Genomic DNA, 18,163 nt, shown 5'->3' on the forward strand with positions numbered 1-18,163 from the left:
CCCGATCCGATGGCTTGCCGAAAGGAGCTGCCATGGCCACCCGTGCCCCCGACAACCTGGCGGCGACCCCGCCTCCTTCCCCGGTGCGGTCCGGGCCCGGTACGCACCGGCGTCACATCGTGCACCGGATGGACGTCAAGGCCTCGCCGTACGCCTATGTCGCCCCGTTCTTCCTGCTGTTCTGCGCGTTCGGGCTGTTCCCCCTGGCGTACACCGCCTGGGTGAGCCTGCACGACTGGACGCTGCTGTCCGACGTGCACAAGTTCGTCGGGCTGGACAACTTCGTCACGCTGCTCGGTGACGACTACTTCTGGAACGCCACGTTCAACACGCTGTCCATCGGCGTGCTGTCGACGGTGCCCCAGCTGCTGCTGGCCATCTGGCTGGCGCACCTGCTGAACCGCCCGCTCCGGGCCCAGACCCTGTTCAGGGTCACGCTGCTGCTGCCGAACGTGACCAGCGTGGTCGCGGTCGTCGTCATCTTCAGCCAGCTCTTCGGCCGGGACTACGGCCTGATCAACTGGGTGCTGTCCTGGTTCGGCGCCGGCTCCGTCGACTGGAACGCCGGCACCGCCACCTCCCACACCGCGATCTCGGTCATGATCATGTGGCGGTGGACGGGCTACAACACGCTGATCTTCCTGGCGGCCATGCAGGCCGTGCCGCGCGAGCTGTACGAGGCGGCCACCATCGACGGGGCGAGCGGGTTCACCCAGCTCCGCAAGATCACGGTGCCGATGATCCGGCCCACGATCGTGTTCGTGGTCATCACCTCCACGATCGGCGCGATGCAGGTGCTCGCCGAGCCGTTGCTGTTCGGCACCTACAGCATCACCGGCGGTCCCGACCGGCAGTACCAGACGCTGTCACTGTTCATCTACGAGAACTTCACCAAGCTGGACTTCGGCTACGCCTCGGCCGTCTCCTGGATGATGTTCATCTTCATCGTCGTCATCGCGGGCGTGAACTACCTGCTCACCCGCCGGACGAGAGGGAGCCTGACGTGAACCGGCGCCTCGGTGCGAGCACGGCCCGCACGCTCACCTACCTCACGCTGCTGGCGGTGGCGTTCTTCTCGGCCCTGCCGCTGTACTACAGCGTGGTGGTCGCCTCGCGCGACAACTCGGCGCTCGCCGACGTGCCGCCCCCGCTGCTGCCGGGCGGCAACCTCCTCGCCAACGTGGAACGGGTCTTCGACACCGTGCCCTTCGCGCTCGCGCTGCTGAACTCCGTCCTGGTGTCCGGCGCCATCGCGATCTCGGTGATGTTCTTCTCCACCCTGGCCGGGTTCGCCTTCGCCAAGCTGCGCTTCCGCGGCGGCAAGGCCCTGCTGGTGCTCACCGTGGCGACGATGATGGTGCCGACCCAGCTCGGCATCATCCCGCTGTACCTGCTCATGGTGAAGCTGGAGTGGACCGGCTCGATGTACGCGCTGGTCGTCCCCGCGCTCACCAACGCCTTCGGCGTCTTCTTCATGACGCAGTACCTGTCGCGGGCGCTGCCGACCGAGCTCCTGGAGGCCGGCCGGGTCGACGGCTGCACCACCTGGGGCCTGTTCTGGCACGTGGTGCTCCCGGCCGCGCGCCCGGCCGCGGCCGTCCTCGGCATGCTGACCTTCATGTCGGCGTGGAACGACTACTTCTGGCCGCTGGTCGTGCTGACCCCGGAGAACCCCACCGTGCAGGTCGCGCTGTCGACGCTCGCCGCCGGGTACGTCAGCGACTACGCGCTCAGCCTGACCGGCACGGCACTCGGCACGCTGCCGCTGGTCATCGTGTTCGCCCTGCTCGGGAAGCAGGTCATCGGAGGAATCATGCAAGGAGCTGTGAAGGGATGACCATGACCGTCACCACTCGGGGGACCCTGCCTTCATATCTGACGGAGGGACGGGCGGTCTTCCCCGAAGGCTTCATATGGGGCGCCGCCACGGCGTCCTACCAGATCGAGGGGGCCGCCAGGGACGACGGCCGCGGCCCCTCGGTCTGGGACACCTTCTCCCGCACGCCGGGCAAGGTCGCCTTCGGGCACACCGGCGACGTGGCCTGCGACCACTACTACCGCTACGCCGACGACGTGCGGCTGATGAGCGACCTCGGCCTCGGCGCCTACCGGTTCTCCATCGCGTGGCCGCGCGTGCAGCCGGACGGGTCCGGGCCGATCAACACCCGGGGGCTCGACTTCTACGACCGGCTCGTCGACGAGCTGGCCGGCGCCGGCATCACGCCGTACGTCACCCTCTACCACTGGGACCTGCCCCAGACGCTGGAGGACCGCGGCGGCTGGACCAACAGGGACACCGCGTACCGGCTCGCCGACTACGCCGCCGCCGTCCACGCCCGCCTGGGCGACCGGGTGCGCAACTGGGCCACGCTGAACGAGCCCTGGGTGCAGGCCTTCCTCGGGTACGGCTCCGGTGTGCACGCGCCCGGACGCCAGGACCCCGCGTCCGCGCTGATCGCCTCGCACCACTTCCTGCTCGGCCACGGCCTGGCCACCCAGGCGCTCCGCACGGCAGGGGCGGAGGAGATCATGCTGGTCATCAACTCCTCGCCCGTGCTCACCCCGGCGCAGGGCAACGACCCCGCCGCCGAGATCTCGGAGGCCGACGCCGAGGCGGTGAACCGCGTCGACTGCCTGCTCAACCGGCAGATCCTCGACCCCGTGCTGCGCGGGAGCTACCCGGCCGAGGTGCTGGCGATCGTCGAGCGGATCGCCGGGCTCGACCACATCCACGACGACGACCTCGGCGACATCCACCAGCGCACCGACGTCATCGGCGTCAACTACTACAACCCGTGCATCGTGCGGTCGAGCCCGGGAGAGCCCGCCAACCCCGCGTGGCCCGGCACGGAGGACATCCTGTTCCCCGCCCTCGACGCCCCGAAGACCGCCATGGAGTGGCCGATCGTCCCCACGGGACTGTCGCGCCTGCTGCTGCGCCTGTCGCACGACTACCCCGAGGTCGGCCTGATGGTCACCGAGAACGGCGCCGCCTTCGACGACGTGGTGACCAGGACCGAGGCGGGGGAGCGGGTCCACGACGCCGACCGCACCGCCTACCTCGACTCGCACCTGCGTGCCGTGCACGCCGCCATCGAGGGCGGGGCCGACCTCCGCGGCTACCTGGTGTGGTCGCTGCTGGACAACTTCGAGTGGGCCGAGGGCTACCACCGCAGGTTCGGCATCGTCCACATCGACTTCGCCACCCAGCGGCGGCTCCTCAAGGACAGCGCGGAGTGGTACCGCGGAGTCATCAGGGAGAATGGGCTGGCATGAGACGACCCACCTTGGAGGCGGTCGCCGCCCGGGCAGGGGTGTCGAAGTCGAGCGTGTCCCGGGTGGTGAACGGAGAGGCCACGGTGACCCCGGAGATCCGCGACCTGGTGATCCGGGCCGTGAGAGAGCTGGGGTACGTGCCGAACGGCGCGGCCAGGAGTCTCGCGACCCAGCGCACCAGCGCGGTCGCGGTGATCGTCTCCGACCCCCCCAAGGGGCTCGTGTCAGACGATCCGATGTTCTCCGCGGTCCTCCGCACGGTGAGCCGCGAGCTGGAGGCGGCGGGCAAGCAGGTCACCCTCATGCTCGCCGGGTCGCCTGAGAGCCAGCTCCGGGTGGAGCAGTTCGTGGCCGCCGGGCACGTGGCGGGGGTCATGCTCGTGTCGATGCACGGCGCCGACCCCCTCCCGGGTTCCCTGGCGCGCATGGGCGTCCCCATGGTGTCGCACGGCAAGTCCGTCGCCGGGGTGCCGTACGTCGACAACGACAACCTCGGCGGCGCGACGTCGGCGGTCAAGCACCTGCTGGACCTCGGACGGCGGCGCATCGCCACGATCACCGGCCCGCTCGACATGGTGGCCTCGCAGGACCGTCTCACGGGCTACCGTGAGACCCTGCGGGACACCGGCCGCCGGTCGATCGTCGCCATCGGCGACTTCACCCGCGTCTCCGGCGCCGAGGGCATGCGCCAGCTCCTCGACGACGACCCGGCGCTGGACGCGGTCTTCGCGGCCAACGACCTGATGGCCATCGGCGCCCTGCGCGCCCTGCGCGAGGCGGGGCGGCGGGTGCCCGACGACGTGGCGGTGGTGGGCTTCGACGACATCGAGGCCGCGTCGTACACCACGCCGCCGCTGACCACCGTGCGAAGCCCCATGCAAGACCAGGCCCTCGCCACGGCGAGGCTGCTGCTCGGCCTGTTCGAAGGCGGGTCCGGCGACCCGGTCATCATGCCCAACGAACTGGTGATCAGGGAGTCGGCGTAATCACTTCATCGTGGAGGGCACTGGTATGAGACGACCGACTCTCGAGGCCGTGGCGGCACGGGCGGGAGTGTCCCGTGCCACGGTCTCCCGGGTGGTCAACGGAGGGACGACCGTCACGGCGGAGCTCCGCGAGGCGGTGATGCGGGCGGTCGACGAGATGGGCTACGTGCCGAACCTCGCGGCGCGCAGCCTGGTCACCCAGCGGACCGACTCGATCGCGCTGGTGGTCTCAGAACCGCCGACGAGGGTCTTCTCCGACGACCCGATGTTCTCGACGGTCATCCGCTCCGCGAGCGCGGAGCTGGAGGCCGCCGACAAGCAGGTCATCCTGATGCTCGCGGGCACCCCGACGAGCCACGCGCGCGTGGAGCGTTACCTCACGGGCGGGCACGTCGACGGCGTCATGCTGATCTCGATGCACGGCGCCGACCCGCTCCCCGCCGCGATCATGCGCATGCGGGTCCCCGTGGTCTCGTACGGCAGGCCCGCCGTCAACGTCAACCTGCCCTACGTCGACAACGACAACGTGGGCGGCGCCGAGGCGGCCGTGCGCCACCTGCTCGACCGGGGGCGGCGGCGCATCGCCACGATCGCCGGGCCGCCCGACATGATCGGAGGCCAGGACCGGCTGGCCGGCTACCGCTCGGTCCTGCAGGGCTCCGACCGGCGCTCGATCGTCGCGATAGGCGACTTCACCCGCGAGTCGGGGGCGATCGCCATGAGGCAGCTCCTGGAGGACGATCCCGGGCTCGACGCCGTGTTCATCGCCAACGACCTGATGGCGATCGGCGCCCTCCAGGCGCTGCGGCAGGCCGGGCGGCGGGTGCCCGAGGACGTCGCCGTGGTCGGGTTCGACGACATCGAGGCCGCTTCGTACACCGAGCCCCCGCTGACGACGGTCCGCCAGCCCTTCCGCGAGCAGGCGGCGGCCATGGTGCGGCTGCTGCTCCGCCTCCTCGAAGGCGGCCCCGCCGATCCCGTGGTCCTGCCCACCGAGCTGATCGTCCGCGAGTCCGCGTAGACGCGGCGCCACGCCGCCCGCCATAAGGCCCGCATAAAACGGGCCCGGCGGGCGGCGTTCGCGCGTTCAGGGGGCCTCTCGGCGCCGCTCGCGCACACGTCCGGGACCGCGCCCCTCCCACGGGCGAGCCGTGACGGCCGTCCCAGCTTCCGACAACTTCGATAGTCTTGACAAAAAAAGTGTTCGGTGCGACCGTTGGGTCATGGCCAGGCGGCGGGGATCGAGACCGGCGCCGGGCCGGCACATCGGAGACGAGGGCAAGGAGTTGCGCGATGACTCACGCATTCGAGCTGCGCAAGGAAATCGAACTGCGGGCGACCGCGGAAGAGGTCTGGGACGCGGTCGCCACCGGACCGGGCCTGAACTCCTGGTACATGGGGCGCAACGAGATCGAGCCCCGCGAGGGCGGCAGGGTCAGGCAGTTCTTCGGCGACTTCCCGTCCGACGCCACCATCACCGCCTGGGAACCGAACAGGCGCTACGCCTTTCGCAGCGGCGAGGGCGAGGGCGGCACGTTCATGGCTTTGGAGTATCGGATCGAAGGACGCGCGCAGGGCGGCGCGGTGCTGCGCATCGTGCACAACGGCGTCCTCGGCGAAGGCTGGGAGGCCGAGTTGGACGCATTGCACAGAGGCTGGGACATGTACCTGCACACGCTGGACCAGTACCTCACCCATTTCCCGGGAAAGTTCGCGCTCGTCGTCTTCGGCGCCCGTCCGGGCGAGGACGCCGGCGAGCCGGTGTGGCGCCTGCTGGAGCGCGGGCTCGGCATCGAGCGCGAGGTCGTGCAGGGCGACCGGGTGCGGCTGACCCCGGAGGGCTTCGAGCCCATCGAGGGGGTCGCCGACTACGTGGCCCCGGGCTTTCTCGGGGTGCGCACCGGTGACGGGCTGTACCGGTTCATCTGCCTGCAGGACACCGTGGTCATCGGGCACCACCTCTTCGCCGACGAAGCCGACCCCAAGGAGGCCGAGCAGGCCTGGGAGGACTGGCTCGGCAAGCTGTTCGCCTAGGCCGCCCTCAGCCCCGTCTCCGAGGTCTCCGGAGGCGCCGCACAGGACGACGGCCCGTCCGGCCCACCCGAAAGGGCCGCCGTCCTGTCAGCGCCGCGAGGTCGCGGGAAGCCGCCGGCGGCACGCGACTCGCCATACCTGGTAAGCCGTGAATCCCGCCGAGTTGTTTGTCCGAGAACAAATGCACAGCCCCAGGAAAGAGAAAGAGAAATGACGAACTCGACCGTGCGCGCCGATCTGTCCGGCCCGATCATCCCGGCCCCCATCTCCGGTACCATCGGCATAGGCGGCCACGGGAAGAGGACCCTGGGCACCACCTGGGACTGAATGAGGACGGGTGACGATGCTGGTCGAGTTGACGATGCACCGCACCACCACTTCGCAGGCATCGGCCAATTCCCCGATCGACGGAATACGCATATTGGCACTCCTGCCCGAAAAATGGCATAAAGACCTCAGACAGGGCAATGGAGACATCGTCATCCGTGTCGACACCGCTGACGACACCACCAGCGCCCAGATCCAGGCCACGGTCAACGCGGCTCTCGCCGATCCGGCGATCAGCCACTGGGAGCTTCGCGCCTGCCAGACCCTGACGACCGGATCCTCGGAAGAAGGCCCGTGACCGCCCGCCGGAGATTTCTTCCCCGCGGATGTCGAGGACGCGCCGCCGGCTCCGACCCAGGTATGTGAGGCGCCCGCAGAGGGCGCCCTGACCTTTGAGGAGCACGAGCCGTGAAGTACATGCTGATGATCTACATGAACACCGCCACCTGGGACTCCCTGTCGGAGCAGCAGCGCGAGGAGGTGTTCGCCGGTCACGACGCGTTCATCAAGGCGATCACCGAGTCCGGCGAGATGGTCGGCACCGAGGCGCTGGCCAACCCCGCGACCAGCGTGACCGTGCGGGTGCGCGGCGGGGTCACCGAGGCGACGGACGGGCCGTACGCCGAGGCCAAGGAGTTCTTCTGCGGCTACTACCTGGTCGACTGCGAGAGCAGGGAGCGCGCCGTCGAGCTCGCCGCCCGCATCCCGGACGCGCGGTACACCGGCATCGAGGTGCGGCCCCTCATGGGCGACGGGGGAGCGGACGCCTGAGCCCGCGCGGCCGGCCCGCGGGGCGGCGGAGGGCCGGGACACGAGGATCGTGTCCCGGCCCTCGCCATGTGCGGGCAGTCCGCGTCCCGCGCGACGCGCAGGAAGATCATGAAGAACGCGCTCCCTCATCCGGGGCGTCCCGTGCACATCTTCCGTATTGCGCTGAGCAAGATCTTTTGGCTGGCCGTGCGAGGAACGATCAAGCGAACCCGAGAAACCGCTCCCTGGAAACGTCCCACGTTCGCGCAGCTCAATGGGCGTTGTTTCGTTACAAACGGATCTTCAGGGAGCGCTCCCTGGAACGCACCCCCGGTTGCCGCATCGTGTGCGTCACGTTTCCAGTGGGTTAATTAGGCCCTTGACAGGCATTGTCGGAGGAGACACTCTCTCGTTGAGAGAGCGCTCCCCGAGCCCCTGTGGCACTACCCCCCATCTTCAGGAGACGCGATGCCGCCGTCCCCAAATTCTCCCCGCAACCGCTTGGCCCTGCTCATCGCCCTCGCGGTCGCCCTGATCATGTCCTGTCTGACGATCGTTCCCGCCATGGCCGCCGACACCTTGCTGTCCCAGGGAAAGCCGGTGACCGCCTCCTCCTCGGAGAATGTGGCCTTCCCTGCCACAGCGGCCGTTGACGGCAACGCCGGGACCCGCTGGTCGAGCGGCTTCGCCGACCCGCAGTGGATCCAGGTCGATCTGGGCGCCACCGCCACCATCACCCAGGTCGTGCTGAACTGGGAGGCCGCCTACGGCAAGGCGTTCCAGATCCAGACCTCGGCCGACGCCGCCACCTGGACCAGCATCTACACCACCACGACCGGCGCCGGCGGCAACCAGACCCTCGCGGTCAACGGTTCCGGCCGCTACGTGCGCATGTACGGCACCCAGCGCTCCACCCAGTATGGCTACTCGCTGTGGGAGTTCCAGGTCTTCGGGACCATCGGCGGCACCACGCCGAGCCCGACGCCGACCATCACCCCCACCGGTGACCCCGGCGGTGACAAGCTGCTGTCGTACAACAAGCCCGGCGTGGCCTCCAGCTCCCAGAGCGACGGCAACTGCTACGAGTGCACCCCCGCCAGGGCGTTCGACCGCGACCCGGCCAGCCGCTGGGCCACCAGCTCCACCACCGGCTGGGTGGACCCGGGCTGGATCTACGTGGACCTCGGCGCCACCGCGCAGATCCACAAGGTCATCCTCCAGTGGGACCCGGCCTACGCCAAGGCCTTCCAGATCCAGGTCTCACCGGACGCGACCAACTGGACCTCCATCTACTCCACGACCACCGGCACCGGGTTCAAGCAGACCCTCACCGTGAACGGCACCGGCCGCTACGTCCGGATGTACGGCACCCAGCGCTCCTCGGCCTATGGCTACTCGCTGTGGGAGTTCCAGGTCTGGGGCACCGGAGGCGCCCCCATCACCCCGCCGCCGCTCCCGCCCGACCCGCGCAACCCGCCGCAGCTCGTGTGGAGCGACGAGTTCAACAGCGCCGCCGGCACCAAGCCCGACCCGGCCAAGTGGGTCTCCGACTTCGGCACCGGCCAGAACGGCGAGCTGCAGTACTACACCAACAACAACAACGCCTCCACCGACGGCGCCGGCAACCTGGTGATCGAGGCCCGCAAGGAGACCACGGCCGGAACCGCCTGCCCCGGCGGCCCCTGCCAGTACACCTCCGGGCGCATCAACACCGGCAACAAGTTCAACTTCACCTACGGCCGCGTCGAGGCCAGGATCAAGGTGCCCAAGGGCAACGGCCTGTGGCCGGCGTTCTGGATGATGGGCGCCGACTTCCTCACCGGGCGGCCCTGGCCGTACAACGGCGAGGTCGACATCATGGAGATCCTCGGCAAGGACACCAAGACGGCCTACTCCACGATCCACGCTCCCGCCTACAACGGCGGCGGCGGCATCGGGTCGCCGTACACCCTGCCCGGCGGGGCGGACTACTCCGACGACTTCCACGTCTGGGCCGCCAACTGGGACAGCAAGGGCATCGTCTACACCCTGGACGGCCGTACGGTCTTCACCCTGGACAAGGCCCAGGTCGAGGCGACGCGTGGCCCGTGGGTCTACGACCACCCGTTCTACCTGATCCTCAACCTCGCCGTAGGCGGTGACTGGCCCGGTCCGCCGGACGCCACCACCGGGTTCCCGAAGCGGATGCTCGTCGACTACGTCCGCGTCTACCAGTAGGCGCACGGGTTCCGGCGCGGCCCCCCACGGGCCGTGCCGGACCCTCCTAACAAAGGAGACTCCCTTCATGGAGCGGGACATCCCCCCACCCCGTATCCGGCTGCGGCGCTCGCGTACGGCCATGCTGGTCGGCGCCCTGGTGGCGCTGCTCGGCGGGTCCATCGTGACCGCCGCCTCACCGGCCAGCGCGGCCGACGCCCTGATCTCGCAGGGCAGGACGGCCACCGCCTCCTCCACCGAGAACGCGGGCACCCCCGCCTCCGCCGCCTTCGACGGCAACGGCGGCACCCGCTGGTCGAGCGCCGCCAGTGACCCCCAGTGGCTGCAGGTCGACCTCGGCGCGTCCGCCACGGTCAGCCAGGTGGTGCTGAACTGGGAGAACGCGTACGCCATCGACTACACGATCCAGACGTCCGCGAACGGCAGCGCGTGGACCACGATCAAGACCGTGACCGGTTCCACCGGCGGCAACCAGACGCTCGCGGTCTCGGGCACCGGCCGTTACGTCAGGTTGCACACCACCAAGCGCGCCACCCAGTGGGGCGTCTCGCTCTGGGAGTTCCAGGTGTTCGGCACCGGCGGCGCCCCGCCGCCCTCGCCGCCGCCCGGCAACGTCGTGCGCGTCGCGGAGTTCCTCGCGGACTGCCCGTTCAGCCACCGGCTGCCCGACGACCCGATCATCTTCCCGGGCCTGCCGGGCGCCTCCCACATGCACAGCTTCTTCGGCAGCACGACGACCAACGCGAGCAGCACGGTCACCAGCCTGCAGAACGCCAACAGCAACTGCAACCCGGCCGTCGACAAGTCGGCGTACTGGGTGCCCACCTTCTACAAGGACAACGTCCCCGTCGAGCCGGTCATCACCACGTTCTACTACCTGGGCGAGGGCGTGAACAACGACGTCGTCGCGCGGACGCAGCCCCTGCCCTTCGGCCTGCGCATCGTGGCGGGCAACGCCAAGGCCACCGCGCCGGACGCCACCACCATCTCCCGCTGGTCATGCCTGCACGCGGGCGAGGTGAACCCCGGCAAGGACTTCGTCAACTGCCCGGCCGGCACCATGCTGGAGTCCTACCTCGACTTCCCGCAGTGCTGGAACGGCAGGGACCTGGACTCGGCGGACCACAAGAGCCACATGGCCTACCCGGTCAACGGCACCTGCCCCGCCACCCACCCGGTTCCGGTGCCGAAGCTGCGCCAGGTCCTGCGGTACCCGGTCACCGGTGACCCGTCGCACTTCCGGCTCGCGTCGGGGGCGGGGTTCACCATGCACGGCGACTTCTTCAACGCCTGGCCCGAGGCCGAGATGGCGCGCCGTGTGAACGACTGCATCCGTCCGATCATCAAGTGCGGAGCCGACGGCCACCCCTAGGCCACAGGTTTGCGCGAAGAACTCCCAGGGGCGGGGAGTGCGGCTACGCCGAATCCGCCGCCTCGCCCCTGGGGCACCACCAGTCGAGAGGACCCGGCATGAGAGCAGGAGCCTTCCTCGCGCGGCCCGCCACGGCCGCCGTCGTGCTCGCCGCGTCGCTCACCATGGGGTGCGCCGCCACCGCGCCGGTCCCGCGTCCCTCGGCGGCGCCGGGTGGCCAGGCCACCGCCCCTTCCCCCGCGGCCCTCACGGCCGCGGGGGACTTCGGCCCCACCGACGTCGCCTGGGTCGAGCTGATGATCCCGATGGACGAGCTGGCCCTGCGCATGCTGGCACTCGTGCCGGACAAGTCGCCCGACCCGGACATGAAGCGGCTGGCCGCCCGGATCAGCACGGCCCACCGCACCGAGCTGGTGAAGCTCCGCCAGCTCCTGCTGCGCTCGGGCGTACCGGAGACCAACCCCCACCAGGGGCACAACATGCCCGGCATGGTGACCCCCGAGGAGCTCGGCGCCATCGGCCGCACCTCGGGCGCCGCGTTCGACCGCCTGGTCACCGAGCACCTTCGCGAGCACCTGAGGCAGTCGGTGGTGGTGGCCCAGGGCGAGCAGCGCTCGGGCACCAGCGAGGACACCAGGACCCTCGCCGCCGCCATGGAGAAGACCAGGTCGTCCCAGCTCGCCGACCTCGACCGGCTCGCCGGCTGAGACCTCCCGGCGTCAGGTGGCGAAGACCGGCGACAGCCGGGGCCAGTCCGCCGCCGCGCACAGGACCGGCGGGCGGTCGATCGGAGCCGGCAGCGTGAGCTCCCGCGATCCGCTCACCGGCGCGCCCGTCCAGACGTCGACCCACTCGCCCGCGGGCACGTACGCGCGCACCTCCGTGGCGCCGGGTTCGACGACCGGCACCACCAGCAGGGCGTCGCCGAGCTTGTACTGCAGCGGGTAGCGCCAGATCAGCGGGTCGGCGGGGTGGTCGAAGAACAGGCCGCGCATCAGCGGCGGCCCGCCCGCCACCGCGACCCGCGCCTGTTCGGCCAGATAGGGCACGAGCCGCTCGCGCAGGTGCGCGAACCTCCTGAACACCGGCAGGACCCGCTCGTCGCCCGAGCGCTCGGCGATGTTCCACGGGGTGCGGTCACGCGACGGGGAGCGATGGTGGTTGAACTCCGAGTGGTACTGCATGATCGGCATGAACGTCGACGTCCCCGCCGCCCGCAGGTACAGCTCGGCCGAGGGCACCTCGCCGGAGAACCCCGCGAGGTCCCACCCCCAGTAGACGATGCCGCAGGCCGACGCGGTGATCCCGGCGATCACCGAGGAGCGGTACGCCTCCCACGTCGAGTCCTCGTCGCCCGCCCAGAACGCGCCGTGCGGCTGCGACCCGGCGAACCCCGCCCGGCTGAACGTCACCGGCGCCTTGCCGCACGAGCGCAGCAGGTCGCCGAACGCGCGGGCGTAGTGCACGGGGAACAGCCCGTTGCCGTCCGCGCCCCTGCGGCCGTCGGCGTAGCGCAGGTCGTGGCCCCACGCGTGCTCGCCGCCGTCGGTCTTGAACCCGTCGACGCCCACCTCCTCGGCGAGGTAGCGCCGCCTGGCCGTCCACCAGTCGCGCACCTCGGCCGAGCTGAGGTCGGGCATGAGCGCGAGCGGGAACCACCAGCCCCTGTTCCGGTACGGCCGGCCGTCCGCCTCCCGCACCACCAGGCCCCGCCGGAGCGCCGCGGCGGCGTCGACCGCCGCCTGGCCCGACGGGTGCGGCCGCATCTTCATGAGCGGGATCTGCCAGAGCAGCACCTTGACGTCACGCGCGTGCAGCTCGTCGACCATGCCCTTCGGGTCGGGCCACGGCCCGTCGGCGGGGAAGCGGAAGTCGGCCAGCCGGTGCGGCTCCTCGCCGGGCTCGTACCGCGCCCCGCGGAAGGCCGTGAACGTCGACTCGTCGCTCCACGCCTCGATGACCACCGCCCCCAAGGGGATGTCCAGGTCGCGGTGGCGGTCCATCTCGGCGAGCACCCGTTCCTGGGTGTTCCACTCGTTGCCGCTGGCCCAGAGCCGGAACACCCAGGGCGGCAGCTCGGAGGGCAGGCCCACGTCGGCGAGGAAGGCCCCGAGCACCTTGACGGGGTCGCCGTCGTAGAGCCGCAGCGCCGGCTCCGGGCCCTGGACCTCCGCCTCCACCCGCAGGCGGCCGGGCGTGGACGCGCCGACGTCGTACCAGGTGCGCGCCGAGGTGGCCACGTGGAGTCCCCAGGAGCCCTCGCCGCCGACCACCAGCGCGAACGGCATCGGCAGGTACGTGCGGCCGTGCCCGCCCTGCCCCTTGTACTGCTCGAACACCACCGCGTCGAGCGCGCGCCCGCGCTGGTCGACGGCGTCGTAGCGCTCGCCGAAGCCCACGACGTGCTCGCCCTCGGCCAGCGCGAGCTCGAACCGCACCCGCCGCACGCCCTCGCCGCCGGCCAGCCACGCGACGCTGCCGGGGATGACGCGGTCGGTGCCCTCGACGGTCAGCGTGCCGCCGCTCTCGCTCCACGCCGCCGCCGTCACCTCGAACCACCGGGTCGTCCGGGTGGTACGCCCGTCGTCGCCTGAGGTTGCGCGGAAGCGGTAGGAGTAGCGGTGCCCGGCCCGCAGGGGCGGGGTGCGCGCCGCCCACGAGCCCGGCCCCCGGGCGGCCCGCGCCTGGGCCGCCGCGAGGTGGCCGCCTCCCGAGTCCGCGCCGGCTTCGGCGCGTACGGGGGCCAGGTCGAGCACGACGGGCGGGCCGCCGTCGACGGCCCACTCGCACACCACCGACCGCACCGAGGGAGCCGCCCTGACCCGCAGCTCCAGGGCGTCCCCGTCGACCGGGAACGCCGGCACCCGCTGGTCCTCGGTCGTGGCGTAGGGGTGCCCGGAACCCGTGGGCCGATGGCGGATCATGGCTTCACTCCCAGTTCGTCGGCGAGCATCAGGTACATCCCGTGCGACCAGAGCAGCGGGGTGGCGACCGGGCCCCAGCGCTCGACCCACTCCTCGCGCCGCTCGGGGGCGAGCAGGACGGTGGAGACCTGCTCGGGCAGCTCGCCGTCCGCGCTCGCCTGGGCGGCCATCCATTCGAGGTAGCGCATGGCCTCCCCGGGGCGGCCCGCCCGCGCGTGGTTCAGGCCGAGGAAGCCCGACAGCAGGATCCACCGGCCGCCGCCGTAGAAGGTGTCGGCGAGGTAGCGGTGGACGCCGCCCTCCCGGGCGAGCCGCCGCTCGACCTCGGCCACCGTGGCCACCGCCACCGGGTGGCCCGGCGGGTACAGCCCGAACGGGTGGACGCAGGCGAGCAGGCTCCCGTCCACCGCGTCCGTGCCGAGCCACTTGGTCAGGTGGCCCCGCGTGGTGCTCTCCGGCCGCCCGGTGCCGCCGGTGGTGTCCTCGGCGCGGGCGACGCCCTCGGCCTCCACCAGCGCGGCGATGCCCTGGACCGCCTCTGCGGCGGCCTCGGACGAGGCCGCGTCGAGCACGCCGAGGGAGATCGCGGCCCGCAGGCCCGCGTGGATCGCGCCGAGCGTCGACACGTGCCGCCGCTCGACGTGCTCCTCCCACCAGTCGTAGCAGGGCCGGTCCCAGAACGCGGTGAGGTAGCGCGTCGCGACCCGTACGGCATGCTCAGCGCCGGGGACGTCGGCGCCGTGCCGCTCGACGTGGCGGGCGAGCGCCCACATCCAGGCGCCGTAGCCGTCGAGCTGGTGGTCCCACCACTCGTCGGTGCCGTCCTCGCCGTCCAGCGTGAACCGGGTCGGCAGCATCTCGGCGGGGGAGACGGCCTCGCCGCGCGCCGCCCGCTCGACGAGTGAGGCGACCTGCCCGGCCCGGGCGCCGACCACCCGCGCGCTCCACGCGTGGAACCTGGTCGGCCCCTCGGCCTGGTCGCTGCGGCTCATCCCCTCCGCGATGAAGGCGCCGTCGCGCAGCCACGAGTAGCCGCTGTAGGCGGAGAAGCCGGGACACGCCGGGTACGCCCCCGAGGGCGACTGATGCGTGCCGATCACGTCGATGCTGCGCGAGACGAGCTGGGAAAGCCCGGCCCGGGTCACGTCGCGTCCTGCAGTCACTGGGTCAGATCTCCTGCTTGGTGGGGTACGGGCGGGCGCCTAGCGGAGCAGCTCGTCGACCTTCGCGGCGGCCGTGGCGAGGGCGTCCTTCACGCTCGCGCGCCCGGCGGCGGCGTTGCTCAGCTCCTTGGTCACCACGTCCTGCATCTCCTGCTGGCGCTTGATGACGGGCGGCAGCGCGATGGACTTGAGCGAGTCGAACACGGCCTGGCGGTTGGCCGGCACCGGGTCCTTGAGGTAGCCGGCCAGCACCGCCTGGTCGGAGACGGGCGGCAGCTCCCACGACGACGCGATCCTGGTGGTGGCCGCGGTGCCGGAGGAGCTGAGGAAGCGGGCCCAGGCCCACGCCTCCTTGCCGTGCCGGGTCGTCGCCGAGGCCGCGACCGCGTTGTGGAACACGGCGCTGGCCTTGGTGGTGTCACCCGGTTCCACGACGACGTCCCAGCCGAACGGCACGTCCTTGAGGCCGGCGAACTGCCAGATGCCGTTGTGCCACATCGCGAGCTTGCCCGACTTGAACAGGTTGGTGTCGTAGTCCGCGGTGCCGCCGATCTCGGCCTCGGTGGGCATGGTCTTGCCGACCTTGCTCACCAGCCAGGTGGCGGCCTTCTCGCCCGCGGGGCTGTCGAACGTGGCCTTCGTGCCGTCCGCCGACAGGAACTCGCCGCCCGCCTGCTTGAGCGTCTTGTAGAACTCGAAGAACTGCACCGGCTGGAAGTCGCCGTACACCTTCTTGCCCTTGTCGGTGAGCTTCTGGGCGGCGGCCTGCTCGTCGGCCCAGGTCCAGTCGGCCGTCGGCTCGGCGACCCCGGCCTTCTTGAACAGGTCCTTGTTGTAGATCAGGACGACCGTGGAGAAGGACGCGGGCAGGGCGTACTGCTTGCCGTCGTGCTTGAACGCGGCCAGCGACTCCGGCGCGTACACCGAGTCGTCGGTGTCGCCGGCGACCGTCCCGAGGTCGAGCAGCGAGCCCGCGGCGGCGTAGGTCACGAAGTTCTCGTAGTTCAGCTCGAACGCGTCGGGCGCGGTGCCCCCGGCGATGCTGGTCTGGAGCTTGGTGAAGTACTCGTCGTAGGGCGCGGTCTCGACCACGACGTCGACGCCGGGGTTCTCCTTCTCGAAGGCCGCGACGATCGTGTCGAGGTCTTTGACGTGGTCGGGGGCGGCGGAGAAGGTGAAGTAGCGCACGGTCACCTTGCCGCCGGGCGTGCTCTCGGCGCCCTTGGTGGCCGAGCCCTGCGCGCAGGCGGTGGCGAGCAGGCCGGCGACCAGGGCCGTGGCCGCGGCCTTCGTGATTCTGGACATGTGGTTCTCCTGGGGGGTCTTGCTTGTCTTACTTGAGGCCTGACTGGGCGACGCTGGCGATGACGTGCTTCTGGGCGAAGACGTAGAGGATGAGGATCGGGACCACGCTGATCACCGAGCCGGCCATGACGACGTTCCACTCGGTGGTGAACTGGCCGTGCAGCGATGCCAGGCCGAGCGGGATGGTCATGAACTCCGGTGACCTGATGATCACCAGGGGCCAGAGGTAGCTGTTCCAGCTCGCCATGAACCCGAAGACCGTGAAGGTCGCGAGCGCGGGCCTGATCAGCGGCAGCACGACGTGGACGAAGATGCGCAGGTGCCCGGCCCCGTCGAGCACCGCCGCCTCGTCGAACTCCCTCGGCACCTGGGCGATGGCCTGCCGCAGCAGGAAGACGCCGAACGCCGAGGCGATGCTCGGGGCCAGGATCGCGAAGTAGGTGTCGACGAGGTTGAAGGCGCGCATCTCGATGAACAGCGGCACGACCAGCACCTGCAGCGGCACCATCAGCGTGGCCAGGTAGACCGCGAACAGCGCGCCCCGCCCGGGGAACGGCAGCCGGGCGAAGGCGTACGCGGCCATCGCGCTGGTGACGAGCTGCAGCAGGGTCGAGGCCGCGCCGATCCAGGCGCTGTTGAGCAGGATCCGCCAGAACGGCAGCGTCTCCAGCAGCCGGCGGTAGGCGTCCAGCCCGGCGTTGTCGGGAGTGAAGTCCGGGGGAGTGCTGAGCAGGGCCCCGTCTGGGGTGAACGAGGTGACGACCGCCCACGCGAACGGGAACAGCATGACCAGCGCCCCGGCGACCACCACCAGGTACCTGAGATACCTAGCCATAGTGCACCCACCGCCTCTGCGCGCGGACCTGGAGCTGGGTCACCAGCAGGACGACGGCGAACAGCAGCCAGGACAGCGCCGAGGCGGCGCCCGCCCTGCCGTACCTGAAGGTGAGGTCGTAGACCTGCTCGACCACCACCTGGGTGGCCCCGCCGGGCCCGCCCCGGGTCATGACGTGCACCTGGTCGAACACCTGGAAGCCGTTGATCAGCGAGATCACGACGACGAAGAACGTCGAGGGGGACAGCAGGGGGAGGGTGACGTAGCGGAACCTCGCGAGGCCCGTCGCGCCGTCGACGCTCGCGGCGTCGTGGTACTCCTTCGGGATCGCCTGCAGCCCGGCCAGCAGGATGATCATCACGAAGCCGAGGTCCTTCCACGCCGACGCGAGGATGATCGACGGCATCGCCCACGCCGGGTCGGTCCACCAGCCGGGGCCGTGCACGCCGAGCAGCCCGAGCGCCCAGTTCACGATGCCGCCCGCGGGGTTCAGCAGCCACTTCCACAGCAGCGCGACGACGACCCAGCTCGTGATGACGGGCAGGAAGTAGATCGCGCGGAAGAGGTTCCGGCCCGCCATCGCCCGGTTCAGCAGCATCGCCAGCCCGAGGCCCCCGGCGTACACCAGCGGGAGGTAGCCGGCGATGAAGGCGAGCGTGTGCAGGAACGCCGCGCGGGTGCCCTCGTCGCCGAGCAGCTCGGCGTAGTTGCCGAACCCCACCCACTCCATCGGGGTGATGAGGTTCCACTCGTGCAGGCTCGTCCAGAACGAGGCGGCCATCGGCACGAGCGTGAACAGCGTGAGCGGTACGGCGCTCGGCAGCAGGAACAGCGCCACGGTGCCCGCGTAGCGCAGGCGGCGCCTCGGGGCGCGGCGGGCGGGCGCGGCGGGGGCCTCCGGCCTGGCGGCGATCATTGTCACGTGGTGGCCCCGATCAGGCGGGCGCGGGTCATGGTCATGTGATGGTCCCGAT

At 70.7% G+C, this 18,163-nt stretch carries 16 protein-coding genes; 11 read left to right on the plus strand and 5 right to left on the minus strand.

Going from position 1 to position 18,163, the window contains the following annotated elements; translation table 11 throughout:
* Positions 1–32: 32 nt before the first annotated feature.
* The 11 genes from ACOZ38_RS15210 to ACOZ38_RS15260 all read left to right on the plus strand — a co-directional run bounded on the left by ACOZ38_RS15210 (position 33) and on the right by ACOZ38_RS15260 (position 11,669).
* Positions 33–1,007, plus strand: coding sequence for a carbohydrate ABC transporter permease (locus ACOZ38_RS15210; protein ID WP_424531299.1), 975 nt, complete (start codon positions 33–35; stop codon positions 1,005–1,007).
* Positions 1,004–1,837 (plus strand): carbohydrate ABC transporter permease, encoded by an 834-nt coding sequence (locus tag ACOZ38_RS15215; RefSeq protein ID WP_424531301.1) that lies wholly within the window; start codon positions 1,004–1,006, stop codon positions 1,835–1,837. Before ACOZ38_RS15210 ends, ACOZ38_RS15215 begins: the two co-directional genes overlap by 4 nt.
* A 2-nt stretch (positions 1,838–1,839) precedes the next feature.
* Positions 1,840–3,276: a GH1 family beta-glucosidase gene (locus ACOZ38_RS15220; RefSeq protein WP_424537014.1), complete on the plus strand. Its 1,437-nt coding sequence runs from the start codon at positions 1,840–1,842 to the stop codon at positions 3,274–3,276.
* The gene (locus tag ACOZ38_RS15225) at positions 3,273–4,262 is read left to right on the plus strand and encodes a LacI family DNA-binding transcriptional regulator (protein WP_424531302.1); all 990 of its coding nucleotides are present in this window, start codon (positions 3,273–3,275) and stop codon (positions 4,260–4,262) included. Before ACOZ38_RS15220 ends, ACOZ38_RS15225 begins: the two co-directional genes overlap by 4 nt.
* 25 nt (positions 4,263–4,287) lie before the next feature.
* A complete protein-coding gene (locus tag ACOZ38_RS15230) occupies positions 4,288–5,283 on the plus strand; it encodes a LacI family DNA-binding transcriptional regulator (RefSeq protein ID WP_405147366.1) in 996 nt (331 codons plus the stop codon).
* Between the two features lie 272 nt (positions 5,284–5,555).
* A complete protein-coding gene (locus tag ACOZ38_RS15235) occupies positions 5,556–6,296 on the plus strand; it encodes an SRPBCC family protein (RefSeq protein ID WP_424531304.1) in 741 nt (246 codons plus the stop codon).
* A 343-nt stretch (positions 6,297–6,639) separates the two neighbouring features.
* Entirely contained in the window at positions 6,640–6,921 is a 282-nt protein-coding gene (locus tag ACOZ38_RS15240) for a hypothetical protein (protein ID WP_405151975.1), read from the plus strand.
* A gap of 119 nt (positions 6,922–7,040) precedes the next feature.
* Positions 7,041–7,394 carry a YciI family protein gene (locus tag ACOZ38_RS15245; protein ID WP_424537015.1) on the plus strand — a complete coding sequence of 118 codons (354 nt, stop codon included), beginning with the start codon at positions 7,041–7,043 and terminating at the stop codon, positions 7,392–7,394.
* 447 nt (positions 7,395–7,841) lie between these two features.
* Positions 7,842–9,590, plus strand: a complete 1,749-nt coding sequence (locus ACOZ38_RS15250; RefSeq protein WP_424531306.1) for a discoidin domain-containing protein — start codon at positions 7,842–7,844, stop codon at positions 9,588–9,590.
* 67 nt (positions 9,591–9,657) lie between these two features.
* Entirely contained in the window at positions 9,658–10,962 is a 1,305-nt protein-coding gene (locus ACOZ38_RS15255) for a DUF1996 domain-containing protein (RefSeq protein ID WP_424531308.1), read from the plus strand.
* Positions 10,963–11,060: 98 nt separating this feature from the next.
* Positions 11,061–11,669 (plus strand): DUF305 domain-containing protein, encoded by a 609-nt coding sequence (locus ACOZ38_RS15260; RefSeq protein WP_424531309.1) that lies wholly within the window; start codon positions 11,061–11,063, stop codon positions 11,667–11,669.
* A gap of 12 nt (positions 11,670–11,681) precedes the next feature.
* Here the strand turns inward: ACOZ38_RS15260 and ACOZ38_RS15265 are convergent, their stop codons facing one another.
* The 5 genes from ACOZ38_RS15265 to ACOZ38_RS15285 are packed head-to-tail and all read right to left on the minus strand — an operon-like array spanning position 11,682 to position 18,105.
* Complete coding sequence (locus ACOZ38_RS15265) at positions 11,682–13,886, minus strand: TIM-barrel domain-containing protein (protein ID WP_424531311.1); 2,205 nt, start codon at positions 13,884–13,886, stop codon at positions 11,682–11,684.
* Positions 13,883–15,049: a glycoside hydrolase family 15 protein gene (locus ACOZ38_RS15270; protein WP_424531312.1), complete on the minus strand. Its 1,167-nt coding sequence runs from the start codon at positions 15,047–15,049 to the stop codon at positions 13,883–13,885. The genes ACOZ38_RS15265 and ACOZ38_RS15270 overlap by 4 nt, the downstream gene beginning before the upstream one ends.
* Before the next feature lie 39 nt (positions 15,050–15,088).
* Positions 15,089–16,354: an ABC transporter substrate-binding protein gene (locus ACOZ38_RS15275; protein WP_424531313.1), complete on the minus strand. Its 1,266-nt coding sequence runs from the start codon at positions 16,352–16,354 to the stop codon at positions 15,089–15,091.
* A gap of 28 nt (positions 16,355–16,382) precedes the next feature.
* Positions 16,383–17,189: a carbohydrate ABC transporter permease gene (locus tag ACOZ38_RS15280; protein WP_405147377.1), complete on the minus strand. Its 807-nt coding sequence runs from the start codon at positions 17,187–17,189 to the stop codon at positions 16,383–16,385.
* A complete protein-coding gene (locus ACOZ38_RS15285; RefSeq protein ID WP_424531315.1) occupies positions 17,182–18,105 on the minus strand; it encodes a carbohydrate ABC transporter permease in 924 nt (307 codons plus the stop codon). Before ACOZ38_RS15285 ends, ACOZ38_RS15280 begins: the two co-directional genes overlap by 8 nt.
* Positions 18,106–18,163: the final 58 nt, after the last annotated feature.

Source organism: Sphaerisporangium viridialbum (assembly GCF_049674955.1).
GTDB lineage: Bacteria > Actinomycetota > Actinomycetes > Streptosporangiales > Streptosporangiaceae > Sphaerisporangium > Sphaerisporangium viridialbum.